Here is a 15504-nt window from a genome sequence, read left to right on the forward strand (position 1 = left end):
TTAGCGTTTGGCAGCGCTACGCATGATCAGCGTTGCCGCACCCACCGAGATGGCGTCTTCCACCACGCCGGTGCTGGTTTGGCCATAGCGTTCGATTGCGCGCATGCGTGCGTTGAAGGTGAGATAGGCCGCAGCGACGGCAGTGGTGGCACCGAGCAGTGCAGCGATGCCGCGTTGCTCGCGTGGCGCCAGTGCCGTGCCGACGATCACGCCGGTGGCGATGCGGGCAATCATGCCGGGGAGCACGATGCGGTCGGGTGCGGTCTTCATCTTGTCGCCAGCCAGCTCACCACCGGCGAGTGCGAGCATGCCGGCCGATGCGAGCGGATTGGCAAGCAGCTTCGGTGCGCAGTTGTTGGCGGGGAGGTTGCCAGTGCGGGCCGCATTGGCGACTGCCGCCAGCGGGGTCATCGAGCGCATGCCTGCAACTGCGGCCATCAGGATCGAATGAATCAGGGACATGTGGACCTCTGCAGTGATGCGCTTCAGTCGATGCAGGTTGGGATCCTGCAGCCAGAGCTGACGTGAGTGGGAGCGCAAAGCCTAGGACGTCACATGTGTGCGAGATGGCAAGGTGGTGCCCGCAATGTGCAGGCACCTGGGCAGGGCATGCAGTACTGACCATGGCGTCACGCGATGTGGGGGTGATCGCGGACGCTTCAGACTGCGCGATCAGACCGATAGGGACACGCCCGGGTCTTGAGCCTGTTGGCGGTGACCGGAACTGACGGCGGCCGCACCGTCAGTCGGTGAGCAAGGCGGCGTGGTGGGTGCATTATGCGCTTACGGTTGCTTTGCAAGCTTGCCCGTACGCCACGCCATCCACAGGACCGTGACGCCTACGGCCAGGCAGACCAGCACGCCCGGCAGCGATGCCTCCGGGCCGAAGGGGCCGCCGGTGAGCCATTCGGCGATGCCAGGGCGAGCGGTGCTGCGGGCAATCGCCGGACCCATGTCGGTCCCTGACACGGCTGCACCGAAGACATAGCCTTGAGTGAAATTCCAGGCGATATGCACGCCGATCGACATCCAGACCCGGCCGGTCAAGGCGTAGAACGCGCCCAGCAGGATGCCGGCCTCCAGCGCGATGCAGATCGCAGCAAAGACCGTGGCGTGCGGGTTGGCGATATGGCCGAAGCCGAACAGCGCAGCAGACGCGGCGAAGGCGATCCAGGGGCCGAACGCGCGCCAGATCAGGCGCAGGAAAATCGCGCGAAACAGCAACTCTTCGATCACGCCTGCCTGCAAGGCCTTGCGGACTGCCGTCCATGCCGGCGCCATGCCCAGTGCCTGGATGTCGTACAGCCCGAACACCGCCATGATGCCCATGACCGTGGCGAACATGGCCGCACCGATCAGCAGGCCGATGATCAGCTGGGGCAGCATCGGTCGCACGGCGAGCTCGCTGGCGCGCCGCCCTTCGGCCAGGCGCACTGCAAGCACATAGACACCCAGCCCGACCGCGATACCGACAAGGCTGGCGAGCAGTTGCAGGGGGCCGGAGTCCTTGGGGAACAGACCGCCGACAAACCTGCCGGCCATGGGCGCCAATGTGGCAACCACGACAAGCAATACCACTGCCCAGCCGATCGCGCGGAGCCAACGCAGGCGCCCGGGGTGCAGAAACTTGCGATCACCCAGTTCGATCTGGTGCGTCGTGGGTCCGTTCCCGGTGAAGGAACGTCCGGCAACCGGTTGCAGTGGTGCGTGCATGTACGACTCCATGTGGTGTGGTTGCTAGAGAGTGGGTGGGCGGGGCAGGGCGGCGGCTGCCGTGGCAATGCGTGCCGAAAACGGGCGTTGATGCAAGGCGGCGATCGCTTCGCCGAGGATGCTGGAGAGCGGAACCGACAGCTCTGCATCGAGCTGCGCGGCTGCGGCATTTGTCGCGGCCCATTGCCGTTGCAATGCGGGGATCATCTTCCTGGCCTTGGGTGTCAGCACCACGATGCGTTCGCGCGCGTCGGCGCCCGGTTTCAGGTGGGTGAGACGCTGCTTGGTCATCTGGGCCACGGTCTGACTTGCGGCCGAGTGACTGATGCCGATCTCCTGTGCAAGCACCTTGATGGGTGCAGGGCCCACACGGAGAAGTGCCCGCAACACGGGGGTGTAGCGTGACCGCCAGGTCAGCCCTGCGGCCGCGTAAACCTCTTCCAGCTCACCATCGAGTTGCTCGATGAGATGCCGGACAAGGGTGCCTAGCGTTGGCGTGGGTGTGCGCATTGGCAAAATGTATAAGCGCTGTCGTATTTCCGCCATGTGCCAGAAGTGGGGGGGTGGGGCGCGCTGCAGAGCCCTCCCGCACGCATGCGCGCAAGCGCCGCACCATGGCCTGCGCATCGGTGACCATGTCGTAGTTGTGGTGGTAACGCCGTTGCTCGTACTCGCCCACAGACAGATGGACCTGCGCGGGCAGATCCTCACGGTTGACTGCAGATGCCGCTTCCAACCTCGTCATCGTGCAATACGACGCGCTGCCGATGCGGCAGGCGCTCTGTAGAATGCAGTTGCCAGCGGGCGTCGCCGCCGCCATCGCGTCGCGGCAATCCTTGTCCGTCTGGAGTCTTGCATGCGTGCTTCTTCTGCGTTGTCGCCGATGGGTCGGCTGTTTGCCGTGGCTGCATTTTTAGAGGGGCTGACCTGGGCCGGGTTGCTGCTGGGCATGTTGCTCAAGTACGGCACCCACACCACCGAGGTTGTGGTGTGGCTGTTCGGGCGCCTGCATGGCGCCGCGTTCCTGTTCTATGTAGCGGTCAGCGTACTTGCCGCGTTGCGTTTGCGCTGGCCTTGGTGGGCTTGGGCGCTGAGCTTGTTGGCCGCGTTGCCGCCGTTGGTGACGGTGCCGTTGGAGATGTGGTTCCGGCGTATCGGCTTGTTGGGTCAACGCACACGCCGCGGTGGCTGAGCGCATCAAGGCAAACTAGGCACTGCGGAGAATGCCCTGTGAGGTATGCGGCATGTCGCTGCGCAACGCCCCCGATGTCACGCCAGACCATGGACTCCGCAAACGGCCTTTGCCACCATAGGCCGACCAAGGAAGAAGCGGAGTGCAGCAATGCGTTATTGGACGATGGTGGCGACTGCCGTGCTGGCAGGCCTGATGGCGGTGCCGTTGCACGCGCAAACCCCACAGGAACCGCTGGATCTGACGCCGTATCTCAGGAACGACCAGTTCGAGCGCATCAAGATTTCGCCCTCGGGCGCGTATTACGCCATCACCATGCCGTTGGAAGATCGCACCGTGTTGGGTGTGGTGCGGCGCGAAGACAAGGTGGCCACGGCCAAGGTGACCGGCGGCGCCAATAGCGTGGTGGATGATTTCTGGTGGGCCAACGACGACCGCATTGTGGTGTCGATGGCGCAGCGGCTGGGCTCGCGCGATGAACCGATGGCCATCGGCCAATTGCATGCGATCGATGCAGATGGCAAGAACGGGCGGCTCTTGGCCAGCCCCTACGGCACCAACGATGAGATCAACGGTGCGCAGTTGAAGATGGAGTTGGATCCGGGCACCTTCATGCTGGACACCTTGCCGGGCGATCCACGCAATATCCTGGTGTCGTCGATTCCGTTCGTCGGCGACCCGAACATCCGCATCGACAAGCTGGACATCTACACGCGCCGGCGCAGCACGGTGGCCACTTCACCGGTGCGCCGCGCCAGCTTTGTCACCGACCGGCAGGGGCGTATCCGGTTTGCGCACGGGGCGGATGTGGAGAACGCCAGCAAGCTGTATTACCGCGACAACGACCAAGCGCCGTGGAAGTTGATCAACGACTCGGCCACCAGCCAGCATCGCGAATTTCCGCTTGGCTTTTCTGCCGATGGCACGCAGGCCTATCTGGAAGTGGAGCAGGCCACCGGCACCGACGTGGTGGTGGCGTGGGACCCGGCCACCGGCAAGTCGACGCCGCTGTTGCACGACGACACCGTCGACCCCTACCGGATTTTGCAGGATCTGGACGGCACCACGCCGATCGGTGTGAGCTACATGAGCGATCGGGTGCGCAACCGCTTCTTCGATGAGAAAGCGCCGACTGCGCGGTTGTACCGCAGTCTGGAAAAAGCCTTCGGCGACAACGCGGTGTACATCACCTCGGCCACCAGCGATGGCCGCTTCGTGCTCGCCTATGTGTGGAGCGATCGCAATAACGGCGACTACTATCTGTTCGATACGGCGAGCAAGCGTGCGGACCGTGTGTTCAGCCGCCGCGAATGGTTTCCGCCCGATGGCGTGCCGGCCAGCAAACAGGTGAGTTTCAAGGCGCGCGATGGCCTGCAGCTGCATGGCTATCTGACCCAGCCGTTGAACGCCGAGCCCGGCAAGCCGTTGCCGCTGATCGTGATGCCGCACGGTGGGCCGTTCGGTATCTTCGACAAGTGGGCGTTCGATGACGAGACCCAGCTGCTGGCTGCGGCCGGCTATGCGGTGCTGCGCGTCAACTATCGCGGTTCGGCCAATTACGGGCGTGCGTTCACGCAGGCCGGCGCCAAGGAATGGGGCGGGCGCATGCAGGACGACCTCACCGACGCCACGCATTGGGCGATCACGCAGGGCGTGGCCGATGCATCGCGCATCTGCATGTACGGCGCCAGCTATGGCGGCTATGCGGCGTTGATGGGCGTGGCCAGGGAGCCAGGCTTGTACCGTTGCGCTGCCGGCTACGTCGGCGTGTACGACCTGGACATCCTGGCACGCGACAACGCCAGTCGCGCGCGCTGGGCCAAGAACTGGACCGGCGATTGGCTGGGCGCACGCGAGACCTTGGCGGCACGCTCGCCGGTGACCCTGGCGCGCCAGATCAAGGTGCCGGTGTTTCTGGCTGCAGGCGGCAAGGACGAGCGCGCGCCGGTGGCGCATACCGAACGCATGGAGCGCGCATTGAAAGTGGCCGGTGTGCCGGTGGAGTCCCTGTATTTTCCCAACGAAGGCCATGGCTTCTATACCGAAGCGCATCGGCGGGAGTACTACACGCGCTTGCTGGCGTTCTTGAACAAGCAATTGGGCGGCCGCACTGCGAAGTAAGGGCTTGGTGGTTGCATCCGGTTTTGTCCGGATGCAACGTGTGGCCGAGCAGCGTAGTGGTGGTGTGGTGGTGCGGGATGTTCATGCGCCGGACAACGCTGTGCCTGGTTGGCAATGTCGCTTGATATGCCTTGCATATTTATCGGTAATGCATCGCGGCCAGGGCCGCTCCTACACGACAGGGTGCCTGCGTCAGCGTGCGCAGGTCGCCAGCGCTTGGTGCGGCGCCGGCGACCGTGCTGCCTGTGCGCCTGTCAGTTCTTGGGCATCGGCTTCATCTGATACTCCGCCGGCGGCGTGGCGCCGAGCAGATATTGCACGAAATAATCCCAGCGGCGGCGTGTGACATACGGTGTGAGATCGCCGTAGCCATGTTTGGCGTTGGGCAGCATCAGCATGTCGAAGTTCTTGTTGGCCTTGATCAGCGCATCGGCCACCAGCAAGGTGAGATACGGCGGCACGTTGTCGTCCAGGGTGCCATGCACCAGCATCAGCCGGCCCTTGAGATTGGCGGCGCGGCCGGCGTTGGCCTGGTCGTCGTAGTTGGACGTGCCATCCTTGTTGACGATGTGTTCGCCGTGATATTTCTCGGCCCAGTCGTCTTCGTAGCCGCGGTTGTCATGGTTGCCGCTTTCCGACCAGGCCACCTTGAACAGATCGGGATAGCGCAGCATCGCGGCGGTGGAGGCGTTGCCGCCGCCGGAGTGGCCCCAGATGCCGATGCGGCTGGTATCGAACCAGGTATAGCGCTGGCCGAGTTCTTTGATCGCGGCCACTTGGTCGGGCAAGGTGTTGTCGCCCATGTTGGCGTACCAGGTGTCGTGGAAGGTCTTGCTACGCCACGGCGTGCCCATGCCGTCGATGGCGATCACGATGAAGCCCAGCTCGGCCAACGATTGATTGTCGCCGTGGCCGGCAAGGAAGCTGCGGCCACGTACCGATCCGGTCTGCGGGCCGGGATAGATGTAATCGATCACCGGGTATTTGCGCGCCGGGTCGAAGTTGCTGGGCTTGAACATCAGCCCGTACAACGTGGTCTTGCCATCGCGCGCCTTGACCGTGATCGGTTCCGGCGGTACCCAGCCGGCGGCCTTGAGGCGGGTGATGTCGGCAGTGGCAATCGTGCTGACGGTGCGTCCATCCCCGGCATCGCGCAACAGCGTGACCGGCGGGGTGACTGAGGTGGAATAGGTATCGACAAAGCGTGCGCCATCGGGCGAGAGCGCAATGTGGTGATCGGCCACTTCGGGTGTGAGCAGCACCGGCTCACCACCGTCCAGGCTCACCTTCCACAGCTGCTGGTAGTACGGGTCCACGCCGGGCGTGCGGCCCACACCGACGAACCACGCGGTGCGCGTCACCGGATCCACGCGCAACAACTCGGTGACGTTGCCTTCGCCGGTGGTGATCGCGCGCTTGGGTTTACCGGTGCCCAGATCGTAGAGATACAGCTGTCCCCAATCGCTGCGCTCGGAGAACCACACTGCTTCATTGCTGCCGGGTAGATACGCCCAGTTGGCGGCGACCTGGCCGCTTTCGTAATAGGTCTTGGCGGTTTCGTCGAAGGCGGTGCGCACCTCGCCAGTGGCGACATCGGCGATGCGCAACCAGGTCTGCTTATGGAAGCGCGACGTGGACGCGAAGGCCAGCGTCTTGCCGTCCGGCGCCCACTTCACATCGTCCCACAGGCCCGGCGAGCAGCTCACGTCGTCGCACAGGGTGGAGCGGTGCTGGTCCGGCGGCAGTTTCAGCCGCAGCACGCTGCGCGTGGGCACATCGATGACCACGCGCTCGATCATGGTCACGTCCTTGTCGCCGGCCAGCGGGTATTTCCACGCCTGCAGTTCCGGATGCCCGAGCTTGGTGCTGACCAGATACATGTCGCCGGTCTTGCGCTGGTCCTGCTGGAAGGTGGCGATCTTGCGCGAGTCCGGCGACCAGGCAACGATGGCGTTGTCGCTGTGCTGCCAGCCGGCGTTGTCGGTGGCGTAGCCGAAATTCTCCACGCCATCGCGGGTGAGCTGGGTTTCCTGGCCGCTGGCCAGATCGCGTACCCACAGGTTCCAGTTGCGGATGAAGGCTTCGCTGCGCTTGTCCGGCGACGGCACGCCCGGCTCTGCCTTGTCCTTCGCATAGAGCTTGCTGCAGCGCGCACGCGTGTCGCAGACCACGGCGGTATCGCGGACGTTGAGGCGGTAGCGGCCATCGGCGGTGCGCTTGACCACCGGTGCGAACGTGTCGGCCTTGAGCGGTTTGTCGCCGGTCTTCAGCAGCGTATTGAGCGAGCCGACCAGCGCGGACTGCTTGAACAGCGGCGCGGTCTTGCCGGTGGCGGTATCCAGCTGCAGCAGCCGGTTGCCGGTGGCATCGTGATCGACATAGACCACATGGGTGGCGTCCAGCCAGTCGATGCGCGTGGCTTGGTGATCGACCAACGGTTGCGCCAGATAGCTGGTGAGGCGCTCGGCGCGGGCGTAGTCGGCCTCGGTCACGCTGGGGACCTGTGCGCTGGCCAGCGCAGGCAGCGCGGCGATCGCCAGGGCGGTGAGCAGGTGGCGCATCGGCAACGGTGTGAGCATGTGGACCTCGTCGGAAGGGGCGCGCGTCGATGCGGTCGACGCAGCCCCCTGATGCTACCTGGGCCGGCGGTGCGTGTGCCTCTGCCATAGGTCGTGCCATGGCCGTAGACCAAGCCGTTGCGACAGGCGCAACGCGCGCCGACATGCAGGGCGTGCCGCGCGCGAGGGCGTGTGGCTACTTGCCCATGCAGCGTTTCCAACGCTCGTTCACCCGCTGCGCGAACCAGGCGGTGGTGAGCGTGCGGGTGATCTTCGGGCTTTCCAGGGTGATACCCGGCAATACGGCGCGCGGCAACGGTTTGCCGGCGCTGCGCTCGGCCAGCGCGAACACCTGGCGATACAGATCGGTGTCCTCGAAATCGGCCGTATCGCCGGCTTCCAGCGCACGGCGGAGTTGCCGGTCGCTCATCGCCAGCTGGCTGCCCAGGGCGCGTGCGGCGCGTTCGGTGCCGCCCGGTGCCTCCAGGCTGGCGCCGGGTGTGAGCAGGTCGCCGTCCAGCGCGAGCGCGATGCCGCTGGCCTTGCTCAGCGCGGCCTGGAAGGCGGCATTGCGGCTGGCGTACCAACCGGCGTTGAAGTCGGCGAAGCGATACAGCAGTGCATCGTAATTGGCCGGATACCCGAGCAGATGTCTGGTGCCGAACCACAGCCCGCCGCGACGGCTGAAGACTTCATGGCGCATCGAGTCGCCCGGTGGATACGGGTAGCGCTCGGCATGCTGCTCGGCAAACGCGATGCTCACCTGCATCGGCCCGGCGGTGTGCACCGGATTGAGCCCGTCGAACAGGCGCGCGCCCAACGGCACGCTGCCGGTGAAATCCTCGAAGATCTTGCTCAATTCCTGCTCGGTGCGCGCGCTCGCAATGCGCGTGGCATAGCTGTGGCCATCGGGGGAGTCGATGCGCAGGGCGGCGTCGACCATGAAGCCGGGAATGTGGTGCGCACTGGCGCGGCGGTCGATCTCCGCGCGCGAAATCTTGCCCAGGTTGGGAACGACAGGGTTGGCCTGATAGGTCGACTCCTGCTCGGTCACCGCCAGCACCGCGCAGATGTGCTCGGGGCTGGTGTCCAGCGCCTGCGAGGACAGCGCCACGTACACATCGTTGGCCCAGCCGGCGCGATCGGTGAGGGTGGCCGGCAGGCGCCGGGCGATATCGGCCTTGACCGCATCCGGAGAGCGCTGCGGCGCACGCGGGGCCTGGGTGGCGCAGGCCGCCAGCAAGGCGACGGCAAGCAACGTGAGCAGGCGGGGCAAGCAGGATGTCACGGCGTCTCCAGATCTCGGGCGGCGGCTGCCGTGCGGCAGTTTACGTCGCTGCCGGACAGGTGCCAGCACACACCGGCATACACCGGCACACGCAGGATGCCGGCAGCTCGCTGCGTCGTTCGCTCCGATTCAAGCCAGGTGCGATCAGGCCGATAACGAGCTCGATCAGGAACGTCGCGATCACGGTGTCTGGCATGCCTGCCGGTCATCATTGCAGAGGTTGCTGCATCGATGTCGCGTTCAAGCAGATGCCGACCTCGCCCAATTCCACCGCTGTCCACCCATGGGAGTGCCTGAAATGCCGCAGCAACCAGCAAGCCCGGTTCGGGTCGGAGGTGACGCCGTGGTCACGGTCCCGGCGCGTTGTGCCTTATCGCCGTCATGAGTCGCCGATGAGCCTCCTTGCGGCACGCTGGCAACGGGTCTTGGCGGGGATCGCATTGCTGCTGAGCAGCGCGGTGGTGTGGGCGCAGCCGCAGCCGTGGAAGGCGATCGAATCGGCCGCAATCGACGACCCCAAGGCCGCGTTGCAGACCGCCCAGACCTTTTTGCAGCAGGCGCGCAGCAATGGCGACGCCGACGCGCAATTCTGGGCCTTGCTGGCGCAGGCGCGCATCCTGATCTCGCTGGAAGACAACGATCATCGCCAGCTGGTGCTCAGCCAGGCGCGTACCGTGTTGGAGCAATTGCATGGCAACGCCGCGCAGGCGCAGCTGTGGCTGGATACCGTGCAGGCACTGAGCGATGTGCGCGAGAATCCCAACCGCGGCATGGTGACGCGGCTGGAAGACCTGCGTCAGCGGGCGCAGGCACTGGGTCGCAACGATCTGCTGTGCGAAGTGGAAGCGGTCGACATGTGGAGCATGCTGGCCTCCAGCAGCAGCGATGAGGCATGGAAGGCGGCGCAGGCCAGCTACCAGTGTGCGGTACGCGAGCACACCTTGAGCCTGGAGCTGGACGCGTTGACCCAGCTGGGGTCGCTGGCCAGCCGTGTCGGCGGGCGCATGGCAGAAGACAGCGAAGCCGAAGATTATCTGCAGCATGCCTTGACGCGCCTGCACGGCCAGCCGGCACGCTTCCAGCGCAGCCTGATCGAATACGAATACGAATACGAATACGAGTACGAGTACGAGTACGGCACGTCGCTGGCCGCGCAGCAACCCGAGGCCGCCTTGCTGCACTTCAAGCGCGCGCTGGCGCTCAGCCGCGAGCTCGGCGATCAGGCCGGCGTGGCCGCAGCACTGACCAGCGCCAGCGAAGCCCTGAGCGAAACCGGCGATGCGAATGCGGCACTGGCAATGGCGCGCGAGGCACTGCCGCTGATGCAGAAACAGGGCAACTTTGGCCGTATCGCCGCGTGTCATGCGGTGTTGCTGCAGGCATTGACGGTGTTGAAGGCAGACAGCCTGGGGGCCGAGATCGTCGCGGCCAGGGCGGCGGACGACCCTAACCTGACCTTGAGCCGGCGTGCGCAACTGCTCGATGCCATTGCCCAGGCGCTGGCAGCGGAAGGCCGCCATGACGAGGCATACCAGGAACTGCAACGCGCCAACACGCTGCGCGCGCAAAGCCTGGACCGCCAACGCGACACCGTGATGCTGCGCTTGCAGGCGCGCTACGAAGATGCCCGCCGTGGCGCCGAAACCGCCGAGCTACGCCGCCGCAGCGAGACCGCGCAACTGGCCTTGCAGGCGCGCGAAGCCGGCCAACGCACGCTATGGATCGCGCTATGTGCGGCCTGCCTGCTGTTGCTGGGCGCCTTGGTGGTGCTGGCCTTCGGTGCGCGCCATCGCCGTCAGCTGTCGCGTCTGGCGATGCGCGACGAACTCACCGGCCTGCCCAATCGCCGCGCCATTCGTTCCGAGGCGCAACAGCAGATCGAGCAAGCGTTGCGCTCGCAGATCTCATGCATGCTGGCGTTGATCGATCTGGATCACTTCAAGCTGATCAACGATGTACACGGCCACGCCACCGGCGATGCGGTGCTCAAGGCGCTTGCCAGCGCCTCGAAGCTGGCCTTGCGCACGCAGGATCGCCTGGGCCGGCTGGGCGGCGAAGAATTCCTGCTGGTATTGCCGGGCTGCAACGCGGAAGAAATTCCTGCGGTGTTTGCGCGCCTGCGCAGCGCCGTGGCCGCCATCCAGATTCCCGGCCTGCCGGCAGACCAGCCTGTGCGGTTCTGCATGGGCGCGGTCAGTGTCACCGCTGCCACCGGCCTGGACGTGCTGCTGAGCCAGGCCGACCTTGCGTTGTATGCAGCCAAGACTGCAGGGCGCGATCAATGGGCGGTGTGCTGAGCGTGCGTGCGTCGATCGCGTGTTTACGGATCGCGCTTTTTAAATCGCTGGGGTCTGCAGTCACGTTGCAGCATCGATCAACGATGCGCCTCTAAACCGCATGACGTTTTTCATCGCAGTGCGTTGTGCACCTGCGTGTGAGGTGACCAGTGGAGTCAAGTGAAGCGAGCAGGCTCGATCGCGCCTTGCGGACCACCTGTCGCGGTCCGCAGGGCGCCACCGACGATACCCTCGTGCTTACTGGCTGACTTCCTGCATCGGCACCTTGTGCTCCTTGGAATACGCGCGCTGCGCGGTATTCAAGGCTTCGATATCGACATTGAGCTGGGCCGACACGGTTTCCAGGTCCTTGGCCAACGGTGCCAGCTCGGTGTTGGTGTAGCCGTTGGGCAGTGCGGCAACGCGCTCCAGCGCGGCCATCATCGCATCGGCGCTCTTGAGGTAGGCCGACAACTTGCCGTCTAGATCCTTGGCATTGTCCGGCACGCCCGAGGCCACGGCAGCATTGGCCTGCGCATTGGCGGCAAGCGCCTTGCGTTGGCTGCCCAGCGCGGTCTTGTAGCTGTCCAGCGGCTTGTGCGCGATGGCATCGTTCACCAGGCTCTGCCCGCGATCGCCGGACACCCACGGGTCGATGATGGTCACCGCGCCGTTCCAGACCGAGATGTTGTGCAACAGGTACTCGCTGGAGGAGAGCTTGGAGGCGCCGGTGGTGGTGCCGCCGCCGCATGCAGCAAGCAGCAGAGTGAGGGAGACAAGCAGGAGTGTGGTGAACGTCTTCAAAGCGAAAGATCCTTGAGGGAAGACTGTTGCCGCCGTTGCATGGCGTCACAGCAAAAAATCCAAGGAAGCGTCCAGACAATCCGCGTGGCAGTGCTGCCGGCCATCTTCCTTGAGACGAATGCAGCGTGGAGCGTTCCATGTCACTCGATCGAGTGCGCTGCGCGGCGATTATAACGGCTGCGACCAGGCGGCATGTGCATAGCGTCGTGTTGTAGTTGAAGGCCGCGTCCTGTCTGCGCGCGATCGCGCCGACCGGCGCTGATGCAAAGCGCCAGCGGTAAACTGCGTCGCACGATTGCAGAGAGGCCTGCTTGAAAAAACGTCCCAAATCACCATCACCACCGACGCCGGTGCCTGCCAATTCCCGCATCGTCGACTGGCTTGTCCGCGTGGTGGTTCTCGTGATCGCGGTGGCCTGTTGCGGGCGGCTATGGGTGTTGCTGCAGGCGGTGATCAGCGGGCGCTATGTCAGCGTCGTTCGTGGTCGGCCGGCCAGGACGTTCTATGCCGACACCGACCCGCAGCGCTACTGGATCTCGATCGGCTGGGACGGCCTGTTGACCACTGCCCTGTTGGCGATGGTGGGCGTGTTTGCGTATCTCGCATGGAAGGATTACCGGCGCGATCGTGCCAATGCCGTGCGGCGCGGCAGACGCTGATGGCAGGCCACGCCCACCGACCATCTCCACTGGCCCTTGCCCGCTCACCGGCGCGGGACCTTACGCGGCATGGATGCCGCGTAAGAGCTTACAAGGACGTACTTGCAGCGTGTCCCGCGATGGTGGGCGGGCAAGGGCCTTGCAGCCAGGCCGCAGATCAGCGGCGGCACACACCTGGCAGTTCTGTTCGCGACTCTTGAACAGACTTCACGGTGTCCCACGCTTGGGCGAAGGTTTGGCTGCGTTGCGCTTAGGCCAGGTGTCGTAGCTGTAGACGAACTCTTTCTGGTCGGCACCGCGCGTCGGATCGCAATGCCAGGACTTGGCGACCATGCCGGCCTCCAGCACATCGTCGACCTCGCGCACGGACTGCGATTCAAAGGCGCACATCGCTCCGTAGAGTTTGATGTCCCAGTCCGGGCTCGCCGTTTGATGGGCATGCTGCACCAGCACAATGTCACTGCCTTGGAAGTGGTGCACCTGTGCGCTGCGGTCGCGCGCGATGCTGAAATAGCACGGCGCACCGATGCCCAGCGGAAACACTTCGTCGTCGCGCAGCACGGCGCATTTTCCAGCGTGCTCGCCCAAGCGAATCGTGCGCCCGGCCAGTGTGGCGGTGGTGACAGGGTTGGAGAGCGTGACTTCAGACATGGGCTGCGCGGGCGGTGTCTGTGCCTGCGATTGCGTCTGTGCGCCTGCTGGCGCGCACAGCATCAGCACGAGTGGGGCCAACCATAAAGCAGTGAGATGGGGGCGCATGCAACATCCTTGTCGAGGGCGGTGCAGTATCGCAGATTCATCCGCTATCGCTGTCTGCATGGCCCATGCGTTGAGGTGTCTCAATGATGGCGGGGGCGGTTGTACCTGATCGCGCAGACGACACTCAGCGTCGCGCAGGCAACGTCGCCAACACACCGTCCAACGCGAGTTGCGTACTGAAACCAGCCTTGCTCAGACGCTTGCTCACTTCGTTGGGAACATCGCGGCCGCTGGTGAGTTTGTTGGGCGCGCCGGTGTAATGGAACATGCGCCCGCCGCGGCGCAGCACCCGCGCCAGCTGGTCGTAGAACACCTGCGAATACAGCTCGCCGGCAATGCCGAAGCGCGGCGGGTCGTGCAGGATGGCGTCGACCGAACCGTCGGCCAGTGTGGTGACGTGCTGCGAGATATCGGCGTGTGTCAGCTGCAGACGCCCACCGCTGGCATCGTCGTCCGGATCCGGCGACCACGGATTGAGGGTGCGCAGCCACAGCACGTCTGCGTTCTTTTCGAACGAGTGCAGTTGCGCCACGTCGGCCTCCAGGCAGCAGGCGGCGAAATAACCCAGGCCACCACAGGTATCCAGCACGACCTTGCCGCGCGGATCCACCAGCGCCACCTTGCGGCGCGCATCGTCGAACGGCGACAACTGCGCCGACGGCAACATCTTGATGCCGTCGATCTCGAAGGTGGGCGCGCCCCATCCGGTCGGCACCAGTTTGATCAACGCACCACTGAAACGCGAGATCGGCGCAAAATCGTCGCCGTCCCAGAAATACAGCGTGCGCTCCTTGAGCTTGCCCGGATACGGGTAGCCCCTGCCGCGCCACTGCCAGGTCTGCGCATCCAGTTGCGCAGTGCCGGTGCTGCGGCCCAGGTCCAGCGACCCGGTCCATTGAGTCAGACCATTTCCGCGCGCGGCAAGCAGGGCTTGGGCATCGGAGAGAATGAGTAGTGGGCCGGAGTAATGGGGCACGGGTGGCGGGTCTGGATTCGGGCGCGCATCGCGCGCGCCGGTGTCAAGGAAGGAATCGGCATCGTAACCGACCCATAGCGTGCCGGCATCCTGTTGCCTGCAGGTAACCCAGGAGTGCGCAAACAGCGGCTGCGCGCAACGATTCCTCCAACGCACGGCGCACCGCATACTGCGCACTGCCTGCACCGACACCGCGTCGGATCGGCCAACCGTGGAGTGTCGGTAATGCTGAAGGGTGTGTTGTTGGGGTTCGCCTGTTACGCGGCCTATTCGATCAGCGATGCGTTCGTGAAGCTGCTCGAAGGCACGTTGCCGGTCTACGAAGTGCTGTTTCTCGGCGCGTTGCTGATGCTGGTGGCGGTGCCGTTCTTGAAGAAGCCCGACGACCGCCTGCGCGAACTGGTGATGGCCAAGCAGCCCAGTCTGTGGCTGCTGCGTGCGCTTACCGGCGCGATCGGCAATCTGACCTCGGTGATTGCCTTTACCACCTTGCCGATGGCCGAGGCCTTCGCGCTGATCTTCTTGATGCCGATTTTCGTGACCGTGCTGTCGGTGGTGTTCCTCAAGGAAGAAGTGCATTGGCGGCGTTGGTCGGCGGTGATCGTGGGCTTCATCGGCGTGTTGATCGTGTTGCGCCCCGGCTTTCGCCATCTCACCCACGGGCATGTGGCGGCGATCGTCTGCGGCCTGGTGGGTGCGATCTCGGTGATCACCTTGCGCATGGCCGGTCATAGCGAGAAGCGTCTGACGCTCTATGGCGCCGGCGTGATCGGCCCGTTGGTGATGGGCGGGATCATGATGTTGCCGACCTTCGTCTGGCCCACGCTGTACCAGTGGTACTTGCTGGCAGGCTACGGCTTGCTTGCGGGTCTGGCGGCGATCTGCCTGATGTACGCCACGCGCATGGCGCCGGTGAGCGTGGTGGCGCCCACGCAATACAGCCAGATGTTGTGGGCAATCGCGTTCGGCTATCTGCTGTTTCACGACCATCTGGATTGGCCGATGGCGGTGGGCATCGCGTTGATTCTGGGCGCCGGTTTGTTCACGCTGGTACGCGAAGAACAGGTGTCGCGTTGGTGGCGACGGACCAAGATTGTTTGAGGACGGCGCGCCGCGCCGCGGGAATGGGGAGTCGGGAATGGGGAATCGGAAGGGCGC

At 64.7% G+C, this 15504-nt stretch carries 13 protein-coding genes; 5 read left to right on the forward strand and 8 right to left on the reverse strand.

From position 1 onward, the window contains the following. The 3 genes from NDY25_RS14340 to NDY25_RS14350 form a co-directional block, all read right to left on the reverse strand. Entirely contained in the window at positions 1 to 462 is a 462-nt protein-coding gene (locus tag NDY25_RS14340; protein ID WP_168958708.1) for a DUF4126 family protein, read from the reverse strand. 321 nt (positions 463 to 783) lie between these two features. Beyond that, complete coding sequence (locus tag NDY25_RS14345) at positions 784 to 1725, reverse strand: CPBP family glutamic-type intramembrane protease (RefSeq protein ID WP_168958707.1); 942 nt, start codon at positions 1723 to 1725, stop codon at positions 784 to 786. Between the two features lie 12 nt (positions 1726 to 1737). After that, positions 1738 to 2223 (reverse strand): MarR family winged helix-turn-helix transcriptional regulator, encoded by a 486-nt coding sequence (locus tag NDY25_RS14350; protein ID WP_168958706.1) that lies wholly within the window; start codon positions 2221 to 2223, stop codon positions 1738 to 1740. Positions 2224 to 2569: 346 nt separating this feature from the next. On the opposite strand from NDY25_RS14350, the gene NDY25_RS14360 reads away from it, so the two are divergent. Next, positions 2570 to 2905, forward strand: a complete 336-nt coding sequence (locus tag NDY25_RS14360) for a DUF3817 domain-containing protein (RefSeq protein WP_168958705.1) — start codon at positions 2570 to 2572, stop codon at positions 2903 to 2905. A 150-nt stretch (positions 2906 to 3055) separates the two neighbouring features. Then, positions 3056 to 5026 carry an alpha/beta hydrolase family protein gene (locus tag NDY25_RS14365; protein WP_180336560.1) on the forward strand — a complete coding sequence of 657 codons (1971 nt, stop codon included), beginning with the start codon at positions 3056 to 3058 and terminating at the stop codon, positions 5024 to 5026. Between the two features lie 254 nt (positions 5027 to 5280). Here NDY25_RS14365 and NDY25_RS14370 read toward each other — a convergent pair whose 3' ends face one another. Both NDY25_RS14370 and NDY25_RS14375 read right to left on the reverse strand, forming a co-directional pair. Beyond that, entirely contained in the window at positions 5281 to 7605 is a 2325-nt protein-coding gene (locus tag NDY25_RS14370; protein WP_168958704.1) for a S9 family peptidase, read from the reverse strand. 175 nt (positions 7606 to 7780) lie between these two features. Beyond that, complete coding sequence (locus NDY25_RS14375; protein ID WP_168958703.1) at positions 7781 to 8872, reverse strand: DUF1615 domain-containing protein; 1092 nt, start codon at positions 8870 to 8872, stop codon at positions 7781 to 7783. A 392-nt stretch (positions 8873 to 9264) separates the two neighbouring features. Here NDY25_RS14375 and NDY25_RS14380 point away from each other — a divergent pair, with 392 nt between their 5' ends. After that, positions 9265 to 11169 carry a GGDEF domain-containing protein gene (locus tag NDY25_RS14380; protein WP_251754848.1) on the forward strand — a complete coding sequence of 635 codons (1905 nt, stop codon included), beginning with the start codon at positions 9265 to 9267 and terminating at the stop codon, positions 11167 to 11169. A gap of 237 nt (positions 11170 to 11406) precedes the next feature. On the opposite strand, the gene NDY25_RS14385 is transcribed toward NDY25_RS14380, so the two are convergent. Continuing rightward, positions 11407 to 11952, reverse strand: a complete 546-nt coding sequence (locus NDY25_RS14385) for a hypothetical protein (RefSeq protein ID WP_168958701.1) — start codon at positions 11950 to 11952, stop codon at positions 11407 to 11409. A 350-nt stretch (positions 11953 to 12302) separates the two neighbouring features. Here NDY25_RS14385 and NDY25_RS14390 point away from each other — a divergent pair, with 350 nt between their 5' ends. Continuing rightward, entirely contained in the window at positions 12303 to 12611 is a 309-nt protein-coding gene (locus tag NDY25_RS14390) for a hypothetical protein (protein ID WP_251754845.1), read from the forward strand. A gap of 207 nt (positions 12612 to 12818) precedes the next feature. On the opposite strand, the gene NDY25_RS14395 is transcribed toward NDY25_RS14390, so the two are convergent. Beyond that, positions 12819 to 13370 carry a hypothetical protein gene (locus NDY25_RS14395; protein ID WP_256627997.1) on the reverse strand — a complete coding sequence of 184 codons (552 nt, stop codon included), beginning with the start codon at positions 13368 to 13370 and terminating at the stop codon, positions 12819 to 12821. 124 nt (positions 13371 to 13494) lie between these two features. Further along, positions 13495 to 14346, reverse strand: coding sequence for a class I SAM-dependent methyltransferase (locus NDY25_RS14400; protein ID WP_168958700.1), 852 nt, complete (start codon positions 14344 to 14346; stop codon positions 13495 to 13497). Positions 14347 to 14571: 225 nt separating this feature from the next. Between NDY25_RS14400 and NDY25_RS14405 the strand changes: the two genes are divergently transcribed. Next, entirely contained in the window at positions 14572 to 15447 is an 876-nt protein-coding gene (locus NDY25_RS14405; RefSeq protein ID WP_023905229.1) for a DMT family transporter, read from the forward strand. Positions 15448 to 15504 lie beyond the last annotated feature (57 nt).

This window comes from Xanthomonas hortorum pv. pelargonii (assembly GCF_024499015.1).
GTDB classification, from domain to species: Bacteria; Pseudomonadota; Gammaproteobacteria; order Xanthomonadales; family Xanthomonadaceae; genus Xanthomonas; species Xanthomonas hortorum_B.